General features: G+C 55.9%; 32 protein-coding genes. 13 read left to right on the top strand and 19 right to left on the bottom strand.

Translation table 11 applies throughout. From position 1 onward, the window contains the following. Positions 1–139: 139 nt before the first annotated feature. Together DXY33_RS10340 and DXY33_RS10335 are read left to right on the top strand one after the other, a co-directional pair. Positions 140–409, top strand: a complete 270-nt coding sequence (locus tag DXY33_RS10340) for a hypothetical protein (protein WP_115132781.1) — start codon at positions 140–142, stop codon at positions 407–409. An 8-nt stretch (positions 410–417) separates the two neighbouring features. Further along, positions 418–594 (top strand): hypothetical protein, encoded by a 177-nt coding sequence (locus tag DXY33_RS10335; protein WP_244276021.1) that lies wholly within the window; start codon positions 418–420, stop codon positions 592–594. Positions 595–1,016: 422 nt separating this feature from the next. Here the strand turns inward: DXY33_RS10335 and DXY33_RS10330 are convergent, their stop codons facing one another. Both DXY33_RS10330 and DXY33_RS12525 read right to left on the bottom strand, forming a co-directional pair. Beyond that, a complete protein-coding gene (locus DXY33_RS10330; protein ID WP_115132779.1) occupies positions 1,017–1,199 on the bottom strand; it encodes a hypothetical protein in 183 nt (60 codons plus the stop codon). 131 nt (positions 1,200–1,330) lie between these two features. Further along, a complete protein-coding gene (locus tag DXY33_RS12525) occupies positions 1,331–1,507 on the bottom strand; it encodes a hypothetical protein (RefSeq protein WP_170951030.1) in 177 nt (58 codons plus the stop codon). A gap of 168 nt (positions 1,508–1,675) precedes the next feature. Here DXY33_RS12525 and DXY33_RS10325 point away from each other — a divergent pair, with 168 nt between their 5' ends. Both DXY33_RS10325 and DXY33_RS12520 read left to right on the top strand, forming a co-directional pair. Next, complete coding sequence (locus DXY33_RS10325) at positions 1,676–2,095, top strand: hypothetical protein (protein WP_115009208.1); 420 nt, start codon at positions 1,676–1,678, stop codon at positions 2,093–2,095. 532 nt (positions 2,096–2,627) lie between these two features. Continuing rightward, a complete protein-coding gene (locus DXY33_RS12520) occupies positions 2,628–2,792 on the top strand; it encodes a hypothetical protein (protein WP_170951029.1) in 165 nt (54 codons plus the stop codon). Positions 2,793–2,820: 28 nt separating this feature from the next. On the opposite strand, the gene DXY33_RS10320 is transcribed toward DXY33_RS12520, so the two are convergent. The 4 genes from DXY33_RS10320 to DXY33_RS10305 all read right to left on the bottom strand — a co-directional run bounded on the left by DXY33_RS10320 (position 2,821) and on the right by DXY33_RS10305 (position 4,397). Next, positions 2,821–3,084 carry a hypothetical protein gene (locus tag DXY33_RS10320; protein ID WP_136975455.1) on the bottom strand — a complete coding sequence of 88 codons (264 nt, stop codon included), beginning with the start codon at positions 3,082–3,084 and terminating at the stop codon, positions 2,821–2,823. A 21-nt stretch (positions 3,085–3,105) separates the two neighbouring features. Then, positions 3,106–3,345, bottom strand: a complete 240-nt coding sequence (locus tag DXY33_RS10315; RefSeq protein ID WP_115132777.1) for a DUF3136 domain-containing protein — start codon at positions 3,343–3,345, stop codon at positions 3,106–3,108. 83 nt (positions 3,346–3,428) lie between these two features. After that, positions 3,429–4,115 carry a response regulator transcription factor gene (locus tag DXY33_RS10310; protein WP_115132776.1) on the bottom strand — a complete coding sequence of 229 codons (687 nt, stop codon included), beginning with the start codon at positions 4,113–4,115 and terminating at the stop codon, positions 3,429–3,431. A 63-nt stretch (positions 4,116–4,178) separates the two neighbouring features. Continuing rightward, positions 4,179–4,397, bottom strand: coding sequence for a CP12 domain-containing protein (locus tag DXY33_RS10305; protein WP_115132775.1), 219 nt, complete (start codon positions 4,395–4,397; stop codon positions 4,179–4,181). 145 nt (positions 4,398–4,542) lie between these two features. Between DXY33_RS10305 and DXY33_RS10300 the strand changes: the two genes are divergently transcribed. Further along, a complete protein-coding gene (locus DXY33_RS10300; RefSeq protein WP_115132835.1) occupies positions 4,543–4,770 on the top strand; it encodes a DUF3136 domain-containing protein in 228 nt (75 codons plus the stop codon). Positions 4,771–4,922: 152 nt separating this feature from the next. Here the strand turns inward: DXY33_RS10300 and DXY33_RS10295 are convergent, their stop codons facing one another. Both DXY33_RS10295 and DXY33_RS12515 read right to left on the bottom strand, forming a co-directional pair. Further along, positions 4,923–5,804: a GNAT family N-acetyltransferase gene (locus DXY33_RS10295; protein ID WP_115132834.1), complete on the bottom strand. Its 882-nt coding sequence runs from the start codon at positions 5,802–5,804 to the stop codon at positions 4,923–4,925. A 16-nt stretch (positions 5,805–5,820) separates the two neighbouring features. Then, a complete protein-coding gene (locus tag DXY33_RS12515) occupies positions 5,821–5,994 on the bottom strand; it encodes a hypothetical protein (RefSeq protein WP_170951028.1) in 174 nt (57 codons plus the stop codon). A 424-nt stretch (positions 5,995–6,418) separates the two neighbouring features. Between DXY33_RS12515 and DXY33_RS10290 the strand changes: the two genes are divergently transcribed. Then, entirely contained in the window at positions 6,419–6,811 is a 393-nt protein-coding gene (locus tag DXY33_RS10290; protein ID WP_115132833.1) for a DoxX family protein, read from the top strand. Between the two features lie 16 nt (positions 6,812–6,827). On the opposite strand, the gene DXY33_RS10285 is transcribed toward DXY33_RS10290, so the two are convergent. Next, positions 6,828–8,591 (bottom strand): gamma-glutamyltransferase family protein, encoded by a 1,764-nt coding sequence (locus DXY33_RS10285; protein WP_244276019.1) that lies wholly within the window; start codon positions 8,589–8,591, stop codon positions 6,828–6,830. 638 nt (positions 8,592–9,229) lie between these two features. Beyond that, positions 9,230–9,409 (bottom strand): hypothetical protein, encoded by a 180-nt coding sequence (locus tag DXY33_RS10280; protein ID WP_115132773.1) that lies wholly within the window; start codon positions 9,407–9,409, stop codon positions 9,230–9,232. A gap of 185 nt (positions 9,410–9,594) precedes the next feature. On the opposite strand from DXY33_RS10280, the gene DXY33_RS10275 reads away from it, so the two are divergent. Continuing rightward, the gene (locus tag DXY33_RS10275; RefSeq protein WP_115132772.1) at positions 9,595–9,780 is read left to right on the top strand and encodes a hypothetical protein; all 186 of its coding nucleotides are present in this window, start codon (positions 9,595–9,597) and stop codon (positions 9,778–9,780) included. A gap of 176 nt (positions 9,781–9,956) precedes the next feature. Here the strand turns inward: DXY33_RS10275 and DXY33_RS10270 are convergent, their stop codons facing one another. Next, positions 9,957–10,226, bottom strand: coding sequence for a DUF1651 domain-containing protein (locus tag DXY33_RS10270; protein WP_115132771.1), 270 nt, complete (start codon positions 10,224–10,226; stop codon positions 9,957–9,959). Between the two features lie 366 nt (positions 10,227–10,592). Here DXY33_RS10270 and DXY33_RS10265 point away from each other — a divergent pair, with 366 nt between their 5' ends. Continuing rightward, positions 10,593–10,979 carry a hypothetical protein gene (locus tag DXY33_RS10265; RefSeq protein ID WP_244276017.1) on the top strand — a complete coding sequence of 129 codons (387 nt, stop codon included), beginning with the start codon at positions 10,593–10,595 and terminating at the stop codon, positions 10,977–10,979. Continuing rightward, positions 10,972–11,226: a hypothetical protein gene (locus DXY33_RS10260; RefSeq protein ID WP_115132769.1), complete on the top strand. Its 255-nt coding sequence runs from the start codon at positions 10,972–10,974 to the stop codon at positions 11,224–11,226. Before DXY33_RS10265 ends, DXY33_RS10260 begins: the two co-directional genes overlap by 8 nt. A 42-nt stretch (positions 11,227–11,268) precedes the next feature. Here the strand turns inward: DXY33_RS10260 and DXY33_RS10255 are convergent, their stop codons facing one another. The 3 genes from DXY33_RS10255 to DXY33_RS10245 all read right to left on the bottom strand — a co-directional run bounded on the left by DXY33_RS10255 (position 11,269) and on the right by DXY33_RS10245 (position 12,948). Next, the gene (locus DXY33_RS10255) at positions 11,269–11,658 is read right to left on the bottom strand and encodes a putative quinol monooxygenase (protein ID WP_115132768.1); all 390 of its coding nucleotides are present in this window, start codon (positions 11,656–11,658) and stop codon (positions 11,269–11,271) included. 111 nt (positions 11,659–11,769) lie between these two features. After that, the gene (locus tag DXY33_RS10250) at positions 11,770–12,039 is read right to left on the bottom strand and encodes a hypothetical protein (RefSeq protein WP_244276015.1); all 270 of its coding nucleotides are present in this window, start codon (positions 12,037–12,039) and stop codon (positions 11,770–11,772) included. Positions 12,040–12,732: 693 nt separating this feature from the next. Next, a complete protein-coding gene (locus DXY33_RS10245; RefSeq protein WP_244276013.1) occupies positions 12,733–12,948 on the bottom strand; it encodes a hypothetical protein in 216 nt (71 codons plus the stop codon). A 175-nt stretch (positions 12,949–13,123) separates the two neighbouring features. Between DXY33_RS10245 and DXY33_RS10240 the strand changes: the two genes are divergently transcribed. Beyond that, a complete protein-coding gene (locus DXY33_RS10240; RefSeq protein WP_115132767.1) occupies positions 13,124–13,618 on the top strand; it encodes a hypothetical protein in 495 nt (164 codons plus the stop codon). A gap of 2,383 nt (positions 13,619–16,001) precedes the next feature. Here the strand turns inward: DXY33_RS10240 and DXY33_RS12510 are convergent. After that, entirely contained in the window at positions 16,002–16,154 is a 153-nt protein-coding gene (locus DXY33_RS12510; RefSeq protein ID WP_170951027.1) for a hypothetical protein, read from the bottom strand. Between the two features lie 645 nt (positions 16,155–16,799). After that, positions 16,800–16,931 carry a hypothetical protein gene (locus tag DXY33_RS12880; protein WP_256377203.1) on the bottom strand — a complete coding sequence of 44 codons (132 nt, stop codon included), beginning with the start codon at positions 16,929–16,931 and terminating at the stop codon, positions 16,800–16,802. Between the two features lie 778 nt (positions 16,932–17,709). Between DXY33_RS12880 and DXY33_RS10225 the strand changes: the two genes are divergently transcribed. Further along, positions 17,710–17,985 carry a hypothetical protein gene (locus DXY33_RS10225; protein WP_115132765.1) on the top strand — a complete coding sequence of 92 codons (276 nt, stop codon included), beginning with the start codon at positions 17,710–17,712 and terminating at the stop codon, positions 17,983–17,985. Positions 17,986–18,372: 387 nt separating this feature from the next. On the opposite strand, the gene DXY33_RS12875 is transcribed toward DXY33_RS10225, so the two are convergent. From DXY33_RS12875 to DXY33_RS10210, 3 genes are all read right to left on the bottom strand, one after another. Further along, a complete protein-coding gene (locus DXY33_RS12875) occupies positions 18,373–18,495 on the bottom strand; it encodes a hypothetical protein (RefSeq protein WP_256377202.1) in 123 nt (40 codons plus the stop codon). Positions 18,496–18,818: 323 nt separating this feature from the next. Further along, a complete protein-coding gene (locus tag DXY33_RS10220) occupies positions 18,819–19,079 on the bottom strand; it encodes a hypothetical protein (RefSeq protein WP_115132764.1) in 261 nt (86 codons plus the stop codon). A gap of 641 nt (positions 19,080–19,720) precedes the next feature. Next, positions 19,721–20,032, bottom strand: a complete 312-nt coding sequence (locus tag DXY33_RS10210) for a hypothetical protein (RefSeq protein WP_115132762.1) — start codon at positions 20,030–20,032, stop codon at positions 19,721–19,723. Between the two features lie 229 nt (positions 20,033–20,261). Between DXY33_RS10210 and DXY33_RS12870 the strand changes: the two genes are divergently transcribed. Further along, complete coding sequence (locus tag DXY33_RS12870) at positions 20,262–20,396, top strand: hypothetical protein (protein ID WP_256377201.1); 135 nt, start codon at positions 20,262–20,264, stop codon at positions 20,394–20,396. 598 nt (positions 20,397–20,994) lie between these two features. After that, positions 20,995–22,383 carry a PhoH family protein gene (locus tag DXY33_RS10200; RefSeq protein WP_115132760.1) on the top strand — a complete coding sequence of 463 codons (1,389 nt, stop codon included), beginning with the start codon at positions 20,995–20,997 and terminating at the stop codon, positions 22,381–22,383. Positions 22,384–22,433 lie beyond the last annotated feature (50 nt).

Raw genomic sequence — 22,433 nt, 5'->3', positions numbered from 1 at the left:
CGACGTCCGAGAATCATTCTCATTATGAGTTGTCGCGGCCGCCTTGTCCCCTCCTCTCCGTGCCTTTGGTCGCTTGGTATCGCTTGCTATGGCGCTCCCTGCTTCTGTCGCTAGGGTCGTCAAAACCCGGTTTTGATCTATGCAGGCCTTGGAGTTCCTCGCCCTCGTGCTGGTGAACTTGGCTCTGACGGTTTATCTGGTTGAAAAAGGGACCAAGTTCTGGAAGGAGCAGCGCCGCCTCAAGCGTCTCGTCAACCACCACCCTGAGATGAAGGGTGTGCATCCCGATGAGGACGGCCTCTTCGTGTTTGAGAGCGATGATTCGCTCAAGGTGCTCGTGTTGGAGAACGATCAGCCCGGCTCTGATGAACCCTTCTATGTCACGGAAGAGGATCTCGAAGAGGACTGAATCGATTGGTGCAGGAATGGAACGATGAGTTCATCACCCAGGCTCAGCATGAGCTCAAAGGGATGGTGGCTGATTGGAAATATGACTACGGCGTGAGTGATCGCGATTGCTCGGCGATGTTGCTGTGGATGCTGATCAAGCTCAATCCCGACGCCAAGATCGATGCTGGTCTGCTTGAACGCTGATGCGACCGTTCGCTAGGTGCAATCACCGATGCCATTTAGTTCGTTGGGATACACAATGAACAGGTAACCCCCAGCTCAGAACAGGGGGAAACTGCGTCGAACAGGGGAGGGATTAGGGAACCCTCCCTTTTTTGTGACCTCCCATACAAAGTGTTGCTCCTGGCGCTACATCTGGGGTGTTGCCACAAAAAAGCCCGCCGAAGAGGCGGGCCGGGTGATGGGGTCTCTCACTATATCGAGCAAGGCCACCACATGCAGCGTTGATGTGTGATCAAGGAGCTCTGCATAAGTAATCGTGCTCCCCCTAGATCTGGGGCTGGATGAGTATTATCGACCCAACGCATCAAGATCTGGTGCTGTGAGCCGGGTGATGGGGATTGCTTCGGCTTGATGAATCGCTCCATGGCTGGAGCGATTTTTTGTCATCGATGTGAGTGGTGGTTGTGTTCCACCTCTGGCACGTTGCGACTCAGATAAAGGGCGTTGCTGAGCCCCATCACAACGGTGCATCCGGCTGGTCCGCAGACCCGATACAGGTGATTGCCGATCGATTCCACGGTTCCATTGCCTTGAACGGAGTAGGGCAGATGCAGGGTCTCGGCCATGGGATCACGCTTGAAACTGCAGCCGTCCTACGGATCCATGATTGGACTGGTCTGCGACAATCGATACGGGTTTGGCTTTCTTTGCGTCTCTCAGCATTCCTTAAGAATTAAGCCCTTTGGTTCTTGATGGTTCAGGTGCCTGGGAAATGGCTGGCCTTGAGCCGATCGAGGTGATTGCGTACTTCCAGATCGGGCATGCGCATCACCCGTTGCATCAGGTTCTGCCGATGGGCATAAAGCCCTTTGCATCCTTTCAGCAGTTCGATCAGCAGATCGAGCAATTGAGCTTTGGCTGTTGTGTTGGTCATGGTTTTCGGTGCTCCTCGCCTCGTGTTCCATCAGCATCGGCAAAACCTGAGGTCCACACATCACCCACTTGAGGGGTTGTGGAGTGGTGATCCAAAACGATGTCTCCCTCATCTGAGGGGACGTCGTCTGATGACTCCCCTTAACGTGACCTGTCTTATGGGGGTCCGATGAAGGTTCTGCAATCCGTTCTGGCGTTGTTGCTGGTGCTGGTGCTCGGTTGTGCAACAACCTCAACGGTGTCTGCGGCAACGATTGAGGAGGCGGCTAGTGGTGATCTGATTGCCACGCTGGAAAAGGCGCGGGATGTTCGCGAGCAGGCCGACATCAAGATCAGGGAAAACCTCAAATTGATGGCGTCGAGTTGTCTGTATATGAGTGATTCGTTGAAGGAGTTGATGGCTCTTGAGAATCAGTTTGAAGACCGCCAGATCGAAGATTTCACTGTGGGAATGGCAGATGCAGTTGAGCTGGAGTTGCTCGATGAGGAGTCACGCAAGATCAAAGCGCTCTACCGCAGATCCCACTGTGACGATCCGATCATCCTGCGGGAGCAACTGCGGCAGGCCGATCAAAAGCGCAAGGCCTGAATCAGCAGCAGACCCCCGGTCCCTGTGACGGAGGGGCCGGGGGTCTGTGTCTGAACGGTGGTGTTCAGGGTTGGTGTGGCCGTCCCGTTCCGTTGAACAGGCGGCCTAACTCGCTCGTTTGTGCATGACGCAATCCATCAGATGTGGCTGAAGGAAGGTCGAAGCGTCTGGCTTATGGCGCCTGGGGCCATGTTCCAAGGGGTCGGGTGATGGGAGCTCCTTAGGGCACCTGGCACGGTGCAGATGGAGTGCCGATCGGCCTGGCCTTTCGCACAAGGCCTGTCGAAGGGCGCACCCAACAAGAGGTGTGAAAACTGTTGGAGCAGGGGCCTGAAAGTCAGCTTGCTTCTGACGTCTGCTCGGTTGGACCGTCGTCTCGCATGGACGCCTCCGATCTCGATGCACACAGTCTTGGGGCTGGGCCAGGCCCTGGCAATCAGCACGAACACGCATTGCCTTTCAGGGCAGAACCGGCTGAAAGTGGGGCTGGCGTGGCTGCGATCTGATTAGCCTGAACCACCGCGCGTGGCTGATGACGATTCCCTTCGGCACGCCTGAGCCTTCGGACGGTCTGCTCAACAAGTCGGTGTCGTCTACCCGACTGCGCGCCTGGTTGAACACCCGCCTCCGCCAGCTCGCGGAGGGGCAGCGGATTCAGGATGCGCGGGCCTTACGCAGCGAATTCCTGGTGGAGTGATGCTTATCGCGTGCTGCTTTGGTGAGAGTCAGGGCTTGCCCCACTCACCCTCCAGACGGCTTCGATCGATCCAGGCACACATTTGCTGAAGTGCTTCGTCATCCATCTCCACCAGATGATCGGCCCACTCCTGCATGATCAGTTCGAGGTGATCGGGATTGTGGATGGTGAGCTCTGGGCCCATCAGCAGGTATTTAATGCTGAGCAGTTTCCAGGCCTGGGCCTCGAGCAACCAGGGGTGAGCTTCCAGTAACCGTTCCACCCGACTGAACGGCTGATATTCACTGTCCATGGGCTGATTCAGTGAAGACAACTAAGCCGCCTTCTGGCTTCGCTGGTGCGCCTGAAGTGAAAGGAAGAGTGCGCGCGGATTGCCGTAACGGTCTGGAAGGGCCTGATGCAGTCGGTTCAGGCGTCGCCAGCAGACACTCTTGCTGGCTTCGCCTTCTCTCACGCCATCTGCCACCAGATATTCCATGGCACGGGTGTACACCGCTTCCGTCTCTCGCAGTTCAGCGAGGGATGGTTCATGGGTGAAGGTTATTGTTGCCATCACTTTTCGACATCACTTATCGCCATCCATTGATGCCTGGCTGAGGAGTTGATCTCTACCCCCATTTGGGGTGATTTACTGGTTCAGATCTGAACCATGCCGCACCGCATTCCCTTCAACACCGCCTGAACCCGGTTGTTCACTTCAAGGGTCCGCAATAGCCGCTTGGTGTAAGTGCGTGCGGTCTCTTCGGTGACGATGAGATCTTCCGCAATTTCACGGTCGGACATTCCGCGGGCAAGGCGGTCGAGAACTTCGTATTCGCGAGGTGTCAGTCGCGGGCAGCTGAGATAGGGAAGTTCGTCGGAGCGCAGTGATGGGCTGCGATAGGAATGATGTCCCATCACCGCCAGCACAGCTGCTTCAAGAGGTTTGCGGTCTTCGATGATGTCGGCTTCAGCAACCACGGCCTCCAGCCAGGGTGCGTTGTCGTACTCCACCGGAATGGCATCGCTTAAAGCCAGCACCACGACCTTCAGGCCGGATTGAAGCTCTTGGGCTTTGCGCGCCAACTCAAAGCCATTGCCTTTTTCAAGTAGATCCGTGCAGAGAAGTAGCTCAAAGGAATCCTTTTTGAGATAACTCAGGCAGGACTCTTCATCCGTAACGGCACAGCCGATACGAGATCTTTCGCTAAAACTTTCGCAGAAGCAGCGCAGGAAAAATCGTCCCTTCATTGCCAAGGCAATGCTTCCGCTGATGGCAACGGAAAGCAGGGGCTCTTCGTCGGGAGACTTGGGCTCGCTTTGCAGGTATGGGGTCAGATCCATGCGCTTGCCTGCATCTTTGATCCATCCTTGCGGGCCAATCGGCCCATATGGTTTCGACCTTCGTCAGTCGTCATAGACGCGGCATTCCGGAGCTTCGGGGTTCAGGTCGCAATGCACCTCGAGGGAGGTGGGGTCCTTGTGCTCCTCGGGATGGTTGCTGCGATACGCCTCGAGTCCCTCAAGCTCGGTGGCGTAGTGACGCGCCTTTGCCTCATCACCGCTGGCTTGAGCCTTGGCCAGTTCCTCACGGTCTTTAACGATGTGGGTTTCGATTGATTCCACGCTCAATATTGCGATCCAATCCATCTAATGCGCTGTTTGGATTATTGAGCTACCCCCATCCGGGGACAGAACGATTGTCCCCATTTGGGAGGCGATAAAACGGCCTCATTTATTGCAAAGTTCTGCCTGGCAGCGTGAAGGTTCCATGAGCACATCCAACCTCAGTATCGGAGAGCTCGAAGCCAAATATCCGCTGTACTGCAAGGCTTTGAAGATGTTGATCAAGCAGGGAAAAATAAGTGCTGAACTTGAGCGAACACTTTGCTGGGATCGTTTGCGCCTGTTGCATCGCTCCTTGCCAAGGCAATACAAATCTCCTGAGCGGTTGATGTTGATGATTCAGGCCGAGTTTTCGTCAGTAACTGATGCCTAAGGAGGAATGATGTCATTCGAAGCTGATGCCATAAGGGCTCAAGTTGTGAGCGAGGTGATGCAGAGGATTGCAGCCCTTGATCAAGAACAACGCTATGAAGACAGCTATGCGTTGACCCAGGAATTCAGAGAGTGGCTGCTTGACCCGCAGATTCAACCGAGTTCGAGGCAGGCCAGACCATAAACGTTGCGGTCGTGGCCCTCCGGCATTGGGCCTTTGTACATGCGCACGGTCGAGCCCATGGGTTTGAAGCCCTTCGCTGTTGTGATCGTTTTTGCAGCCGGGTTATGCCCCGGGGTGTCGATCAGAACGATTCCCTTGTGGCGGTCCATGGCGTTGTTCAGCAACAGCGATGCCATGACGGGATCTTCCGCCAGCCAAGGCCCCACCCGCCAACCTTCACCGATGGGGAGCAGGCAAGGCCGAATCCGCACATAGCCGTGGCATGCCCCCTGGGAATCCCTTGCCACAAACACGTCTCCTGCCCTGTGGCGTAACCACAGTTCAAGGAAATGGGGCCGTGGGCTGATTTCGTGGCGTTCGTCGTAGCGCTGAATCGCCTCGAGAGAGATCTCTCGCAGTGGCACAACAGTGATCTCGCTGCGCTGGAGCAGGGTGGTGTGCGGGTGTTGTGATTGATCGCTGCGGCAGAGCATCTGCCGGCGTGTGGTCACGCAGTCCTTTTGAAATCCGGCTTTCTCGTAGAAGCCCACCATCTGGACTGCCGCCTCCAGGCCGATGCACTCCACGCTGCTGAGGTTTTTCAAGGCGTGTTGCCAGAGGCGACGGCCGATCCCCTGACCCCGATGCTCTGGCTTCACCACAAACAGGCCGATGAAGGCGTAGCTGGAGCTGTATGTGACGGCGGCGATGCAGCCCACTGGCACGTCGTCTTGCCAGGCCAGCCAGATCCCCTGACGGTCGGTGTTGGCGTAGATCTCGATGTCGCCCACTCCTGGAGCGAAATCCTGTTCACGGGCCATCCCTGTGACGACGTCGAGATCGGTTGGCGAGAATGGTTTGATCTCCAGCATCAACACTCAGGTGGAGTTAGGCGGCCTGAAGAATCGAATCCACACTGGTTGGATAACGGCGTACGTAGGCATCGGTTTCCATGGCGACGATGCGTGCTTCCCGGCGATTGGCCGCTTGGAGTTGCAGCGTGTGTTGGCTTCCGTCGTTTTTCTTGTATCGAACCAGAAAACGTTGTGATGCAGTTGTCATCGCGCTGAGACCTTTCGTCCGATGCGCACGGTTGCTGGCCGCAGGGCGCAGGCAAGGGCGTGGAATGGCCGGTGGGTTCCCTCAACAATGAGGCTTCCCATGGGTTGTGCTTGAGCAAGGTCGAGCTTCATGGCTTTGCCTCGAATGGAACTGTCTTACTGCTTCTGAACGCGCTGATCTATCCCCCATCTGGGGACAATTCGTTGTTTGCATCAATCGGCGCATGGGTGATCCGAACCGTTGCGGTCGGTTCTCCGTTCCCCGCTCATCAGCCTCCCAAGCGACGCTGATGTCGGACGGATGTTCATGAGGGGACCAACCCCTGAGGCTCGCTACTCAGGGGTTTTTCATGACTGTTCTTGGTGAACAGTTGCTCTCTAGTGTGCTGATCACGACTCCTTTGCCCCAAGGGCTTCTGATCCCCATGACTGCTTCGAAGCTGTTCGATTTCCTCGGCCGGGTGCTGATGGCGGCTGTGTTTGTGAATGCCCTGCCAGCCAAGTTCACCAACTTCGCTGAAACCGCAGGCTTCATCGCCGCCAAGGGCATCCCCGAACCGCTGGCTTCTGTGTTGTTGGTGGCGGCGATCGTGGTGCTGATTGCCGGATCGATCCTGCTGGTGTTCGGCAGCAACACGGTGCTGGGGGCCTCGTTGCTGCTGCTGTTCCTGGTGCCCACCACGCTGATTTTCCACACCTTCCCGGTGGACAGCGGCTTTGCGATGAACCTGGCCCTGATCGGGGCGTTGATCCTGGCCATCACCCGTTCCTGGGGCAATGGCGTGCCCAGCTTCACGCACCTGCGCTCCAAGGGTTGATCGCCGGCTGGCTGGCTCAGGGCAGGGCCAGGGCCGTGCCTTCGCGGCGCGGATCAGCGGCCCCCTGCCAGCCAGCACCGATTTTTTGAATCAGAGCGGTGCCGCTGCCGATGCTCTGACGCCGCGGGCTTGCTTCGCTTTTGAGCTGCTGCAGCGGAAACGGCCAGGGCAGCGGTGGATCGCTTTCCAGCACCAGCGTTGTGCCCCGGCGCGAGAGATGGGGCAGGCCCACCGCCCGCGCCGGCGGTTCGTTCCAGCCCAAGGACGCCAACAGCACCCGGCTGAGCAGATGGGGAATGCTGCGGCCGCCGGGGCTGCCTAGGGCCAGCACCGGCTCGCCGTTGCGGAACACCAGCGTCGGCGCCATTGACGACATCGGTCGCCGTCCGGGCAGCCGGCGGTTGGCGACCGGTTTGCCGCCAATGCTGGGCTTGAAGGCGAAATCGGTGAGCTGATTGTTCATCACCATGCCTCCCACAAGGTGCCGACTCCCGAAAATCGTCTCCACCGAGGAGGTGTAGGAGGCAATGTTGCCGCTGGCATCCACGATCGTGATCTGGCTGGTGCCCTGTTCGATGCCCTGATCTGGCCTGCCGTAGGGAAAGCGATCGATGCCTGGGGGTAGCCCCGGTGTTGGCCTTGCGCCGTTGGTGCTCTGCATGGTTCTGGCCCGGTAGGCGACGTAGGCCGGATCCAGCAGGGCTGCGCTGGGCACTGCTCCATCGATGGGGTCGTGCACCCAGTAGAGCCGGTCGGCATCGGCCCAGGCCTGGGCGAAGGCCAGCTGCCGCCACACCTGCGGCTCAGCTGCACTGGAGCTGGCCAGGTTGGTGGTTTGGTTCAACAGCGCCAGGGTTTGCAGCAGCGCCAAGCCACCGCTGCTGGGGGGCGGCACCGTGCAGATCCGGTGCTGCAGCTGCTGGCTGCAGAGGGGAGTTCGCCGGACCACGGCATAGCTGCTTAGATCAGCGGAACTCCAGCCGCGGAAGTTCGGCTCGCTGGCCTGCAGGGCGTTGACCCCGCTCAGGATCTGCTCCGCCAGAGGCCCTTGATAAAAGGCTGGTCCCCCTTTCCTGGCCAGCAGTTTCAGGGTGCGTGCCAGGGCTGGGTTGCGGAAGGGATGATCCGCTGCTGGTGGCTGGCCGCCGGGCAGGTAAAGCGCTTGAAATGCAGGGCTGTGGGCCACGCCGAAACGCTGGGCCAAGCGAATGGAGCGCAACAGTCGCGGGCTCGGCAGAAAGCCAGCGCTGGCCAGGCGGATCGCCGGTTGCAGGCTTTGTGCCCAGGGCAGCTGGCCGTGGTTTTGATGGGCCTTCCAGAGCAGGGCCACGGTGCCGGGAATGCCGATGGCGTTGGCTTGGCTGGTGGCCTGACGCCAGGGCAGGGGATCCCCCGCGGCATCAAGCAGATCGCCGGGGCGGCTGCGTTCGGGGGCCACTTCACGGCCATCGAGCACTGCAAGCTGGCGTTGCGTGGCATCCCAGTGCAGCAGAAAACCACCACCCGCCAGGCCGGAGCTCTGGGGTTCCACCACCGCCAGCACCGCCTGGGCTGTGACCAGAGCATCGATGGCGCTGCCGCCGTTCTTCAACGCAGCTAGCGCCGCAGTGCTGGCGAGAGGATTGGCGGTGACAACCACGGCGGATCCGCGGGCGGTGGAGATGCCCTTGTGGCCGGTGTCTGTGGATTCCGGATCGTCCCTGCTGATCGGGGCTGCCGATGCTGGGAGGGTGCTCCAAAGGCTCAGCGCCAGCAGCAACGCTTTGAGCTTGCGGAGCACGGCGTTGGATCGGCTGGTTTCAGTCTTGTGGCTCGTGAGGCCTACTGCTGTCCTTCTGATCAAAAAAAAGAGCCGGCCCCTCAGCCTGCTCCTGCTTGACGCATTGAAGGCACCACAGCCTTCACTCCAAGAGTGGATCAGTGGAGGGCCGTTCGAGGTGCGATTGGAGCGTTTCTCAGGGAATTCTCAGGAGGTGGAATAGGCATTTCAGCTCAATGAGAATCATTCCCGCATGGCCGATGATCGTGCCGGCGCGAGCACCACTGCAAACGCTTCTGGAGGGAATAGGGAGCAGGTTCCCTCGCCTGCTCCTCTTCTCTCGGCTGTTAGCGAGAAGCGGCCGTTCTTTAGGAGGAGATGTATCCGCAGGCCCACCTACGGGATACATCACACACCTGATTGGAACATACTCAAAAAAAGGTTCCCGAAGAGCCCACTCCTCGGGAACGACTCGTGCATGCGAAGAGAACTTAATGCTGCGCAATCTCCCTTAACAATGGGTAATTGTGCTCAGTCCGAGATGGCTGGGTCTCGCTTTGATTGCCCTGGCTCTGAGTCGCTTGGCGCGTCCCAGATATCCAATAAAAAACCCCTGCCTGCTGCAGGGGCTCATAACCGTTTTGTTGTGGAAGATGGGCTCAAAGGCCGAGGAATTTGGCGGGAATTCCATCCAGGCTGTTGTTGCCCATCATCTGGAAGATGACGTTGATCAGCATTCCTCCGATGTGGAAAGCTCCCACCAGAGCCAGGCCTCTCCAGAGTTTTTCGGCTGCTGCTGGGGGCTGATTGTTGGCCCAGGTGCCGGATTCGTTGGTCATCGGTTGATCGCAACTTCAACAACGTTGGCGAGGGAGACCGCAGGGGTCCAGCACTCGTCACCGAGATTCATCAGCTCAAGTCAGGAGGGCTCTGGCGAGTGCCAAGAAAAGTTAGGTATTGCTGCTCTGGAATAGCTCTATCAATCCGTCGTAGGGATCAAATCATCAGCCCAAAGGAGGCTGTCATGTTTGAGGTTCTCAAGGGTCATACCGGCAGCTGCCAGCGCAGAACCTGTCTGAAGTGGGAAATCAACGGTGAGTTGTCAGCTCTTGATCGAAAGAACCTGATGCAGCTGTTGTGCCAAGTGGACAAACAAGCCTGTATCAATGATGTCGGCCTCGATCCCAACGTCGGGATGGGTGGAGATTGATTGAATCTTCTTTCTCCACGCCTGATCGCCCTTTCGTCAATGCGCCATGGCGCTCATGGTTTCCCTCGTACACCTGAGCCACAACTGAGGAGTCCAACGGAAAGGGCTAAGACCAAGCCAATTTTTTCTTTGATTGCGTCATGCCGGTCCCGGGGGGGGATCGGTTTTTAATGCCATCAGCGCACCGGTGGTGAACAGCGCCGCCAGCCCGTTTTGAGCATCGTGTTCCAGGCTTCGATGGCGTTGTGCCGCAGCATCCGTCGCCGGGTCTGGGGAACCGGCGGGCTGGGCGGGATCCAGCTGTAGGTGCGCACCGCCACCCACTGAGCATGAACGGTGGATGCATCCGGCTTGAACTGCACCACCTTCTGCTGCTCGGCGCTCACCAGCCAGCCTTCTCCGCCTGGCTGTTCCGCTGGTTCGTGGGTGGCGCGGTAACGGGGCAAGTGAGTGGGGCGACGACAAACAGAAGACAGCTCTGCAAAGCATCTGCTGCCGAGGCGTCGCCCCGGCAGCACGATGGCGAATTCGCAGCTTGAACGGTGAGCTATATCGAGCAGGACGCTGGTCAGGCCCAAACGACGCTCGCGAGTCCGACGGTCTATGGATGAATGAGTTGTTGTTGTCCTCGAGGAAAAGAAGCTTGTCTCAGTCGAAACGAGGCTTGAGAGAAGCTTCTGGTGGCCTTGGCTTGCGACCACGGTCCAACCAAGGCAGGGAACCTTTGCATGGGTTGATGCATCGATCAAGGCCTTGGGGAAAGATGTTGAACAATTTTTTGTTTCTCCAAGAAAAAATATGAAGTTTTTTTGTTGCTTGATAAGCAAGGATTCGAAGTTCAACGCATTGGCTCAAAAAGTTATTGGGTCTTCATTCTTTTCTCGCATACATTCCGGCAAACCCAGAAAGCGATGCCCTGCCGTCAGGTTGAAGATTTTTCTCAGAAAATTGCCTCAGACTTTGCCTCAGCTTGCAGGACTGATGAGGAGAGTGAGGATTGTTTTGGTACTGCTTACAACTATGGTCGCGACCATGTGACCCGACTGACGCACGAGATCATTCGACTTCAGCGGGAGAGTGGTTTGTCGCGAAAGGAGATCGTTGAATCGATCAAAGATCTGGCTAGTCATATGAATGCTCTCTCCTATGTGTTTCTCGTGGCGGCCGATGTGGCCGAGAAATCCCTGGATCATGATTGATCCTGAGGATGCACCCGCACACAACGAGTCAGCTGAAGATGCTCCTTGTTATGCCCCGCGAGGCGATTTTCTGATCGGTCTTGCTCAGGAAGCGCTTTCCTTCACGAGGAGACGAAAGCTTGAGAAGGAAATCGCCGTGATCAAATCGGCGCTGAAGGGCCATGACGACAAACCCACAACCCGTCGCGCCCAGCAACTCAAGACGCGTCTTGACGAACTCAAGGATGAACTGAACAGCAACCCATAGGTATGACTGCAAAAACTCTAAGGATTCTTTCCGCCAGCTTGTTCAGACCCTGCTGTATCCAAGCTTTGTTTCAAAGATCTTGAGTGGAAGTCCAAACGACTGCATCAGCTGTCGGCAGTCATCGCCCACCGTTCCGTACACCTCAACGCTGAAGCCATCGCCAAGCTCCGCATGCTTCTGCAGATACTCCTGAACGGGAGGGTTGGAGACATGGGCGCTGAATGCCTCGTCGTTGGCGTAGACCTCCGACCACACAAATGCTTGGGGATCGTCCGGGTCTTGATCAAAGGTGTGGTGAATCATGCCTGGCTCAGATGCCTGAACGGCTTTGTCGGTGACGCGAGCCAGTTCCAGGTACTGGTCAACACAACCGGGTTTGACGTGGATTCGCGCCAACAACATGAACGGTGTGGAATTGTCGAAGCTGGCCATTGGATCTCAAGCGGTGCCCAAGTGTTCCATGGATTCAGGCTGAAAAACCCCTGGAGGCGCACTCTCCAGGGGAACCCTGCATGTGTTTAAGTCATGAGCCGATGAAGCTGATCAGGCGGCTAGAGGCTGTTGTTTCAGCGACAAGCGACCGCCAGCCATCGAGTTGTGAACCAGGTCTTCGGCATAGCGGCGGCCCGCTTGTTGCGCTTCTCGAACGCTTTTAAAATTGCCGACAAAGTCGTATTCCTTTCCATCAACCGTTGCCGCAACCGCATAGAGCCTGTCAGCAACTTTGCTCACAGACCAGCGCAAAAAGCAGGCCGGGGAGTTCTTCTGACTGTGCATACTGTCCTCCATGAAATAACGGGACGACTTAAGCACTTGCTTGTTTGCTGCACCTCAAAGCTTTAAATATCGCAAATAGGTAATTATTTTTCTTTCATGATTTCCTCGTCAAGGTCTCATGAAATCGAATGATGCGAGCGGTGTGATCTGCGTTTCCGAGCAGCTCCCTCTGCCGCGATGGCTGACCTTCAACCAAGCTGCGACTTAACGATGTGGAGCCACGGAACCGCGAGGAGAAGCGAGTGCTCCCCGAGCGATGCGGTATCCGCATAAACACGTTCGCTACGTCACACTGATTTGTGCCGGATGCACTGAATGTCTACAGCTTTAAGACACAGAGAGGTTCCCCCATTGATCGCTCTCAACGGGGAAACTCGTCTGCCAGCCCCAGGGTCGCTCTCCCCGTGCTGCTCAGCACCACATCTTGTGTGCGGCCAGCTGAGGGCTCAATGATGAGGCCATTCAGTAGGCTTGTCTGGAAATTTCTGAAGATGTGCTGATCCGCCAAAAATTTCGGTAGATCCCGGCGATGGTTTTGACTGATACGGACTGCCTAAAAGCTCGATTGGCCTCGGGAGAACGGCTGGATTCGCTAGACAAACGGACCCAGCAGTTGCCGCTGACATGGGTCCGCGTCCCGGGCTAGGTGCATGAGACCAGGACGCGATACAGATAAGCCATTGGAGCCAGTTGATTCAGCGAAATCCGCTACTCAAATTGCTCCACATGTCATGCGGGCGCTTTGCGGAAATTGGTTGAATACGGGAACCGGTAGCCAAGCTCCATTTCCTCCAGCTGCTCCTCGGCGAGGTAGAGGCTGCGCGTGAAGAAGCACACGTTCTCGCTGTCGCACACCAGAAATTTGCCGGCTTCGATTTTTTGGATGGATGAGCCGCGTGGAGTCTGTGCGATCAAGTCTGCTTGAGCCATGGAGCGTTCTGGCAACTCTCCCCTGTCATGGCTTTCATCGTTTTCGTTTGGTCGTTACAACGCTCACACTTCGACAATGTCATTCCCTCAAGTTTCTTGGTAACAACAGATACTCGGGTTAAGCGATAAAAAGAATCTTTCCCGCCAGCCCAAAAATGGGCTATTTACGGTCTCGTTTGATAAGGATGTGATGAAGTGGCTGCTCTCGAAACTCGGTTTACTCAAGCAGCCCAAAAAGGCCCAGGATCTCCAGGACGACCTCTCGTTTTTTAAGACCTCGCTTCAGGCCAATGCCATTGCATGTCAATGGCTTCTGAGGAAGCAAACTCGGCTCTTGCTGAGGCAGAGCAAAGGGTCAGCATTAATGATCAGAATTAGGGATGCATCCGGTGATGGCACGGTTGCGAGCAAGTTGGTTGAGCTCAGCCTCAAGGCAACGCAAGCACAGATTGAAGCCCCATCTGCAAACGGTCAGATGCTTCTTGAGCTTGGTTATCGCACGGTTGGTGGTGACTTCATCACGCTTGAGTATTCATTCATTGACCTGGGCCCCAAAAAAGTTGTGCAGCCAGAGTTGACCAATTGGTTCAGCAATGAATCGGACAGTATTCACCAAGACATGTATGAACTGGCGACTAAAGGGAAAGACCTTGGTGGATCTGAAGTTATGCCCTTGGGTCGTTAAGCGGAATTGCTTGAGCATGGGGGAGTGAATGGTGTGAGTGATAAAAAAACCAGCCACTGATCTTTTGATTAAGACGGGAAAACGAACGGATCAGGCCGGTTGTCCCCTATGTATTTCTGTGCGGCACGTCTAGAAAAAGATCAGACGAAGTGAGGCCTAGATGCTTTACACCCTGTTTCTCACGGCAGCTGCCTGCGTGGCAATTGTTGGCGTGATGGTTCTCCTTTACAGCACTGTTCGGTGGATGCAGAACACCTTGTGACGTCCAGCATTTTCTGGGGATCGACGGGTCGGCTCATAAGAACCCTTGCGCATGAGCTGTCTATCTGGGCCTGGGCTTTCATGCCGCATACTTGGACGCCTCAAAACCCGTCAAGAAAAGACCTCTGAAGTTTTTCCTCCTTCAGAGGTCTGCGTCCCTTGTTTGACACTTCCCCCAAGGTGGGGTCGGTTTAACGCCAACCATAGAAATGATTCTCATTCTTTGATGATCGTTCTCAGTAAATACTCATTTGAGTTTGGTTAATTTCGTGTTAGTGGTTTGCTGCACCGTCATAGCTTTTTGATTATTGGAGAAGCTCATGCATTTTCCTCCAGAAGCCCAGCAAAAGCGCTTATCAAAAGCGCAGTTCTTGCATCTAGCGAAGGAAGCAGAAGTCGAGGCAAACAAGCGACGCTGGAGCGTTATCTCCGAGCGTTATCTCCATCAAGTTAAGTAAGCCTGAGATCTATTCCGTTGTCGGCTGTTTCCGTCAGGTGAGTTGGCAGCGCGTTACCGCATCACCAGCGTGATCGCTTGGATTGTGTTGAAACAGCCCCTTGCGTTTTGATCGGAAGCCGATAAACGGGGTCATCTGCGCATGAGCCGGGTGTGATGCCCCGGCTTTTTTGTCCTTCGCTCTTTTCTATGAAGCCTGGGGAGAAATGGAACAGGGTCAAAGGGAGGAGCTGGGAGACATGTGCTGTCGTTCTGCAGCTCGGCACCTACCACAGATCATCAGTGGCTCAGCTGGGTGGATCTGAAAAAACCAGAGCTGGGTGAGGCACGCCATCAACACATTTGCTGGTTTTGCCCCAGAAGGCAATGAGCGTTAACTCGGATAGCCATTAACCGCTGACGGATGGAAAGTATGTCCATCGATATCGGAGGAGCCCATGACGGCCGACACTCCACCTGAGCAAACAGCAGAAGCAGACTGACTTTCTGGCCCCTGCTCCAACAGTTTCCACCCATCCGTGAGGCTGGTCCTTTGACGAGGCGAGCGAAACGCCAATCCAATCGACACTCCAACTTGCACCGTCCCGTAGGCCAAAGCTCATTGCCTCAGGTGCCCCGGAGCTTCATCAGCCACACCCCTGGATCCAATGGCCCCAGGTGCCACCACGCCAGACGCTTCGCCCCTCGCCAGAGATGGCACTACGACTTGACCTCTGCTCTTCATGGGATGGAAGGGACAGTTGGTGTCGGAAGCGAGGAATAAGAGAGGCCACCTCATTCCTGTCGTAGGTGGGCTGGCCTCTCAACACCCGATCACATCACGGGTTCAAGCATGCACAAACGAGCGAGCTAGGCCGTCTCTTCCAGCTGGAAGGGGCGGCCTCCTCTTTTGTTGAAGTGCAGGTGAGAAGTTCCCTAGGACGCTTTGCTGTTTTTGCAGGGGCGTTCACCTCGCTTCAACTTGAGCCACATCGCTTTCTCAAGTGCCGTCAGCTTTGGAGACGTCTCATGCAAGGAAGCTTCGGCACGTCGCCTGGCAGCAATGATGAAGCGGTCTGTCTTGTCGACACCGTCGAAGCCCATGTCCCGGAAGAGGTCGACACACGCAACGTAGACATACGAACCTTGCGTGCATCGAATGCCAGTGAGCCCTCACTTCTAGCGATGGCAAGAGCTGCCTGGGACTCCCATCACTCAACCAAATCTTGGCCGTCGCGAACGATCGCTTTCACATCGTTTGTGATCTGGTCAACAACCCTGTAACTGCATGCCTTGACCCTCGACATGACACGTGCCCGTAGATAGGCCCTCACCTCCGTTTTAAAGCACAAATCCTTAATCCAATGATCAGGAGCGTCCTCTTGTTGGATGCAGTACAAGGCTCGTCCTGACTCACTCCTATCGGTGCTAACACAGCCTGGCGGCCTTATTCGAGGATTGATTAAGCAGCTTTCTCGTCTGCAAGAGCAGTCATCAGCAGCGCACGGCACTGGGCGGGTCGCAAGTTGAATTCATCGATTAGCAGGCGTTGAATCGCCCCATGTTTCCTTCGTTCTCGCGCCAGCTCACGGGCACGTTGGATTTGTTCTGAGGAAAAGGTCATTCCCCCCTCGAAGCAAGTGAGTGGTACTGCGTGAAAAGCTCTCCAGAGCGTGATGGCTTTAATCAGGGGATCTTGGTGACATTCAGTCCAGGTGTCTTCTCAAGAAGTCGACGAACTTCCTCCATTCCCCTGACCACATGACAGACGCCGTCCTGGTCGCAGACCCTGTAGTACTCAAAACCTTCGGGCGCGTTGGTGAGCTTGGTCGGACTCATCTCATTCATCCGGTTTTGGCCTGTGTTTTGTCTTCTGCCTCGGCACGAAGGAAGCGTTTGTGTTGAGGTGACTCAAGACCAGTCATCTGAGTGCTCGGCCTTTCCAGAGGTTTGTCCTCGGCCTTGCGGTCTGGCTTGTCCAACCCCATCAACAGGGGATGCATTCCTCTTCTGCTCATTGTTGAGACCTCCTGTGCAGATCTCGCGTTGTGGTCTTTCGGCCCTTCCGCGTGAAACGAACCTCTCATCCATATGAGAAGCCTGATACCCCCATGCGGGGGTATTGGTACATAGCAAACAGGAGTTGACTGAATAGGCCGGTGGTGTCGTTAGAAACTCCGCTGGTCCTCGAGCAAAAGCCCTGGACCTGAGACGACCAGTGCTTTTCCCTCGTATCCGAAGTAAACCCTGGAGCCGTCACTCCGGGGTTTTTCTCTGGATCGAACGCTCAACACGTCAAGCGTTAGTTGTGTCAACACCAAGATGACAGGAGAGGGCTCGACGTACTAAGTCCGGTGTTGTTCCCATCTGGGGGTAGCTGTTGACGGCCTCGCAGCCGTTGAGTGACAGGGCAAAGAGTTGACATGGAAGCAGCTCTTAGCCGTGCAGACTGATCTGGAAGTGAAGCCGCTTCCAGATTTTTTGTTACCGCCTTCCCCAGCAGTGCAATAACTCCTTGCTCCAGAAGTCAAGATGGGCCTCGGCGGTGGCCATGTCGTCGCAGTAAACACGGCTGCCGTTCAACTCGGCTAGGTAGCGGGGGTTGCTATCACCCACCAGCAACCCCATCGGCATACCCAATCAACTCGTGCTCATGCGTCTCGGCTACCCCCAATTGGGGAGGGTGTTGTTTCCCGCCCCATCCCTGATCACAACGTGGCTAGACCTGGATTAGCCGATAGGAGAGCGATGACAAGCCAATGCTGGACCATCATGGGTGGCGGAAGGATTTGCACCGAGGACATCTCCAAAAAAAAGACCCTGTTTCATCTCTATCTCGCCAAGGTTTTACCGAAAGTGAAGAAGGAGTCTTGATTTTGAGCGGTAACCATCTTCGGAGCATCCAAAGCCCTTCAGCCATTCGCCAATCGGGTACTAATGCTTAGTACGTTCAAGCACTAAAAAACCTAGGCTTGGCCTAGGTCTGTTCAGTGCCTCGTTTTGAAGCTGACCTGATCTGTTGGGGGCCGCCGCCAAGCTCGCCCCCTCCCAACCATCAGGCCTTCGAAGGCTTGCTGCTTAATGCTGCGGACATGGCAGTGGCCAACAGCATGCAGCCTGCGACAGCGAGAAAACCCATGGTTGTGAATTGACTTCAGTAATCATTCCCGTTCACCTGCCCACCTGCCTGTCGCCGTTGCGACAGAACCGCAAGGGCGCTCACCCACGCTCGCCATCCTGAGGCGACGTTCGATCCAGTCGTTCGTTGCGGATGGAAAGAAAGTCTCTTTTCTGTTTTATTCACATGGACAACCAGTAAAAATACTGTGGTAGTTACACCACTTCTCGAAATCGAGCTTGGGGAATAACTTGTCCATAGAGATGAGGAGGAGAGATGGCTTTCCTCAATGTTTGTTTCTACTTGCTCGCCAGTTTTGCGTTGCTTGATTATCTCGGAAAGCTCTTCTATGAGCGATTATCCGAATGGAAGGAAGCGCGCCAGCTTGTTGGTGGTCATCCAGAGATGCGTGGCGTTGATCTTGAGCGAGACGACCTCATTTACTTCAAGGCAGATGAAGCCATCCGCGAGGCCGTTCTCGGCAATGACGAAGCGGGGACCAATGATCCGTTTCTCGGTGATCTCTTCCTTCTTGATGAAGATGGTTTTTGACCAGATGCAAAAAGGTGCCAGTGAATGCGCGCCTTTGCCACCAAAGGGAGAGCTCTTGGTGGATCTGAAGTCATGCCACTTGGCAGGTGATCCTGATTGCAGCAGCTTGGGTGTTGGTGCAGGCCATTGGGTGAGGAAGAGACCGAGATGGCGGTGCTCTTACCGTTTTTCAAGCGCCTCAACATCGCGGCACGTCATTTGTTCCGTCTCAACGTGTCATTGGCGTTCCCTGGTTTGTTTCACCTAAGCCATGGTGGAACCGGGAGGCGCAGACGAAGGCTCCTTCTTTCCAATGGTTGTTCCGTTGGCCATTGGTGAGGCGTTGAGCACGCTCCAAAGCATCGCCCCAGTGCAGGTGAACCCGCTTCGCTGAGGTGTTGCAGTCGATCAGGCTTCAACGTCAGCCTTGTCATCGGTGTTGTGGTGGGCCTCAACTGAGGTGGCTTCAGCTGACTTGCTGCGGGGGCAATCACCAGCGTTAGCGGCGCCAATAAAAACAACCACTGCCATGATCGCGACGATCACAGAGCCGCCTACGAAAGCAAGGTTCGGACCCTTCACGCCAGGTGTGTGCCGGAGATCTGGCAAGACTAGTGCTGGATTCAGATCTGCGGGGCGATGTGGGTGTCACGGTCAGTGTTCACCCACGGGGTGGCCTCTACTGATCCTTGTTTTCTTTGTATCTGGGCAGGTCGGTTGGCTGAGCCAGCACGTAAACGACAGCAGCAGATATCACCACGGTGACCACGATGAGAGCGGTGATGGCTGCTGAGTAGTCGTTCACTAAGGTCTCTCCAAAGGGAAAGGTTAGGCCTGAAGCTTTGCTGGCTGCGTCAATTGCCCGAAAGCGCCTGGCTGTGGATCGTGGTCATCGTGTTGTTCAGATCCCCCACGTCCCGAAGCCCTTCAGCACTGAACCAGGGTGCGTTCTCCCAGCTGAAGCCCTCACCAAAAGTGTTGTCGGGTGCCGTGACGTACCAGTGACAGTTCACATCCGGCGTATCAACGGAGCACTGCGACCAGTCCGGCTGCCACTGAGGCACCTGAACCCACATCACTGCTGCAAACACCAGGGAGAACAAGGCTTTAAGCATCGACCTGGATCTGCTTATTGAAACTTAACACGACTTGGTCTCGGGATTGGACCTGTCTCTGGTGTTGCTGATCGCATCCTCAAGGCTCGCGCAAGAACGGGCTTTCGTAGTCGGTGACTCGTTTTCGGTCCGTTGAGCGGGGATACAACCGAAGTGCCGTGCTGTGCGTTCGAGGGCACACCGGTGGCGGAATCGCATTCCCTCATCGCTCGACGCGATGTGATTCCGTCGTGTGGCTTCAATTTGTGCGTCCCAATCTGATCGACGTTCAAGGCGAAAGAACAACTTTGGAGAGTGTTGGCACCTGGCTTCGCGTCATCAACTGAAGACGTGATCCCGAAGCTGGCCTGTCGATCGAGGCCAAACGGCCGCAGCTTCATCAGGCTGCGTGTCCTCTGTGCGCCAAACGATGTACTGCGTTGAGCGAAGTGATGGGCCCGACCAATGGGTTCAAGAACAGTGTTTCAAGACTGAGTTCAAGGCATTCGTGAATGCACGAGCCAAATCGCTTGCTTTCACGAACGAGTACCGCGTCATCTATCAAAGCCCTGGGCTCTCAGGCGAAGTGGTGAGAGTTGCGAAAGGAAAGGCGCTTTTGAATTCCGATGACCGCCTGGTTGGTTGAGCCGGTCAGCTCCTGCTCAGCGCAGCCAGGGCGATTGCGTCACCTCCAGGGTGTATTCACCCGTGCGGGTGAAACGCAGCGGGATGGAGTTGATGCGGATGTAGGTCTCCCCCTGTTCGGCAGCCAGAAAGCTGAACTCATGTTCAGCACTGTTCACCAGAACGTTGCCGCCGCGCTGCATGAAGTCGCAGCGGAAGGTTTTCACTCTGGTGATGGTGCCGTCGTAGCTGAGCAGCCGGCAGGTTGACGCAACGATCTCAGCGCTTGCCGGAATGGCGGTGGCGATGGCGAGGCCTGCCGCGGCGAGGCTGGTTCGAAACCACATCATCGGAGCACCACGCAGTGCGTTGCGTTCGATTCATACCCTCACTCTGCTGCCTCAATCCCTTCCAGGCCGGCGGCGTTGGGCGACTCGCAAGATTCTCTTAAGCATTGCGGGGCGCGTCTGCAGCTGATCTGCGCGATAGTTGATTTACGCGAAAGGGCCGACAGACCACGACGCGAGATCTGAATAAGAGGAGACTTCAATGAGCAGGAGAGGAATTCATCCCCTGTTGATGGGCTTGGACAAACCTGAGCGCAAGCCTGTTGAGCCATCAAAGGCTAATGATTTGTCTGGTAACGAATCGGCTCAACGCAAGCGTTTCATCCGTTCCGAGGAAGAAGATTCAGGCCACCAGCAGGCTGCTTGATAAATTTGATCAAGTGATCAGAGCGCGGATGAGTCCATCCATCTGCGCGATTCATCAACCGTTCTTCCTCTGGGAAGAGCGGTTTTCTTGTGTAAAGGAATGGGTTAAGTACCTATTGATTCTGGAGGGGAGAGGAGTAGAGATAAGTCAGCGACAAGGAGAGAGATGGTCACGATCTGTTCAGGTTTTTTTGATCTGTGTATCCCGCTCAACGCCTTTGACAAGACGCAGCCAGATCAAGCGGATGAACCCAAGCAAGCGATGAAATCTCAGCACGATCTGTACTGGGAGGAACGTTGCGACAAGTCCCCAACGGCACCGGGTTGCAAGATCTACGACGACTGAGCGCAGCTCACTCGAGTTGAGACGTGCGAGGCAATCCAATGTATTGCCTTCTGGCCAAACAACAACCCTTGTTTGTACTACTTCGGGTTGTTGCTTGCTATCCGGGAGGGCTTTCTTTGCCTCCGTGATAATTGCAAGAGAGGCGAAAAGCCCACCATTGATGTGGCAAAGCACCATGCTGTGGCTTTTTCTTCTCGCTCAGAAGTTCAGGGTTGGCATATCAACGCCAATCAACGTTCTGGTGTGAACTCCAATGAAAGATAAAATTGTCGTTCTCGACACGAATGTTCTGCTCCACGATCCTGAAGCTCCCCATCGTTTTGGTGATCTGCGGGTTGTAATCCCCATGCAGGTGGTCGAGGAGATCGATCGCTTCAAGAAAGATCACTCTGAAAAAGGCCGAAATGCCCGAAGAATTTCAAGGCTCTTGGATTCCTACCGGGCCCGCGGAAGCCTTGCCGATGGCGTTCCGATTGAGGGAACGAACCACGGCATGCTGCAGGTGATTTTCTGTCAGGCCCAAGCCCTTCAAGACTTACCGGCAGAGTTGCAAGGGGGCGGTGGCGACAACAACATCCTCGCGGTGGCCCTCGAGCAGATGCGATGCAGCGGGCTCAAACAGGCGCCCGAGGTCGTGCTGATCAGTAAAGACATCAACCTGCGAATCAAGGCTGATGCGGTGGGCCTGCAGGCCGAGGACTACGTCAACGACAACGTCTCGATCGACGATCTCTACACAGGGTTCCGTGAACTCAGCACCGATGCTGAGACGATTCAGACCCTGCATAACGAGGATCAACTCCCTGTGGAAGCTGTCGCCGATCCCGAGGGGCAGCATCTTCAGGCCAATGAAGGCGTGGTGCTGGTGGATCAGCGCAACGACAGCCACACCCTGCTGGCCAGGCATCAAGGCAACAGCAACACCATCAAGCCGCTGCACTGGTTGAACCGCGCCCATTTGGGGCGGATCAAAGCCAGAAACCGGGAACAGAGCTTCGCGCTGGATTTGCTGCTCGATCCTTCGGTTGCCCTGGTGACCCTGGTGGGCAAGGCCGGCACAGGCAAAACGCTGCTGGCCATCGCCGCGGGTTTGCACCAGGTGGCCGACACCCATGACTACGCCCGCCTGCTGGTGACGCGTCCACCGATCTCCCTCGGCAAAGACATCGGCTATCTGCCCGGCACGCTTGAGGAGAAACTCGGGCCCTGGATGAAGCCGATCATCGACAACATCGACTTCATCACTGGTTCGTCTCCCGGCGAGGACGCTGATCAGTCGAAGAAACAGCGGCACCGCGAACCACGCAACGCCTGGGCCGACCTGCAAGGCATGGGCTTGCTCGAGGTTGAGGCGATCAACACCATTCGGGGCCGATCGATACCCCATCAGTTCCTGGTGGTGGATGAGGCGCAAAACCTCACACCCCTGGAAGTGAAAACGATCGTGACGCGGGTGGGTGAAGGAACCAAGGTTGTCTTCACTGGTGACCCGTATCAAATCGACAATCCCTACGTCGATGCTGAAAGCAATGGGCTCACCTGGCTAGTGGAAAAGCTCAAAGGCCAGCCCCTGGTGGGCCACATGACCCTCACCAAAGGAGAGCGGAGTGAACTGGCTGAACTGGCGGCCAACATCCTCTGACGCAAGACGACCTCGCCGATACCGAGACATCGCTAACACCCATGACTGTT

The organism is Synechococcus sp. N26, from assembly GCF_900473975.1.
Classification (GTDB): Bacteria; Cyanobacteriota; Cyanobacteriia; order PCC-6307; family Cyanobiaceae; genus Parasynechococcus.
Note: the sequence above shows the minus strand (reverse complement) of the source record. Positions and strands in the feature narration are given on the sequence as shown.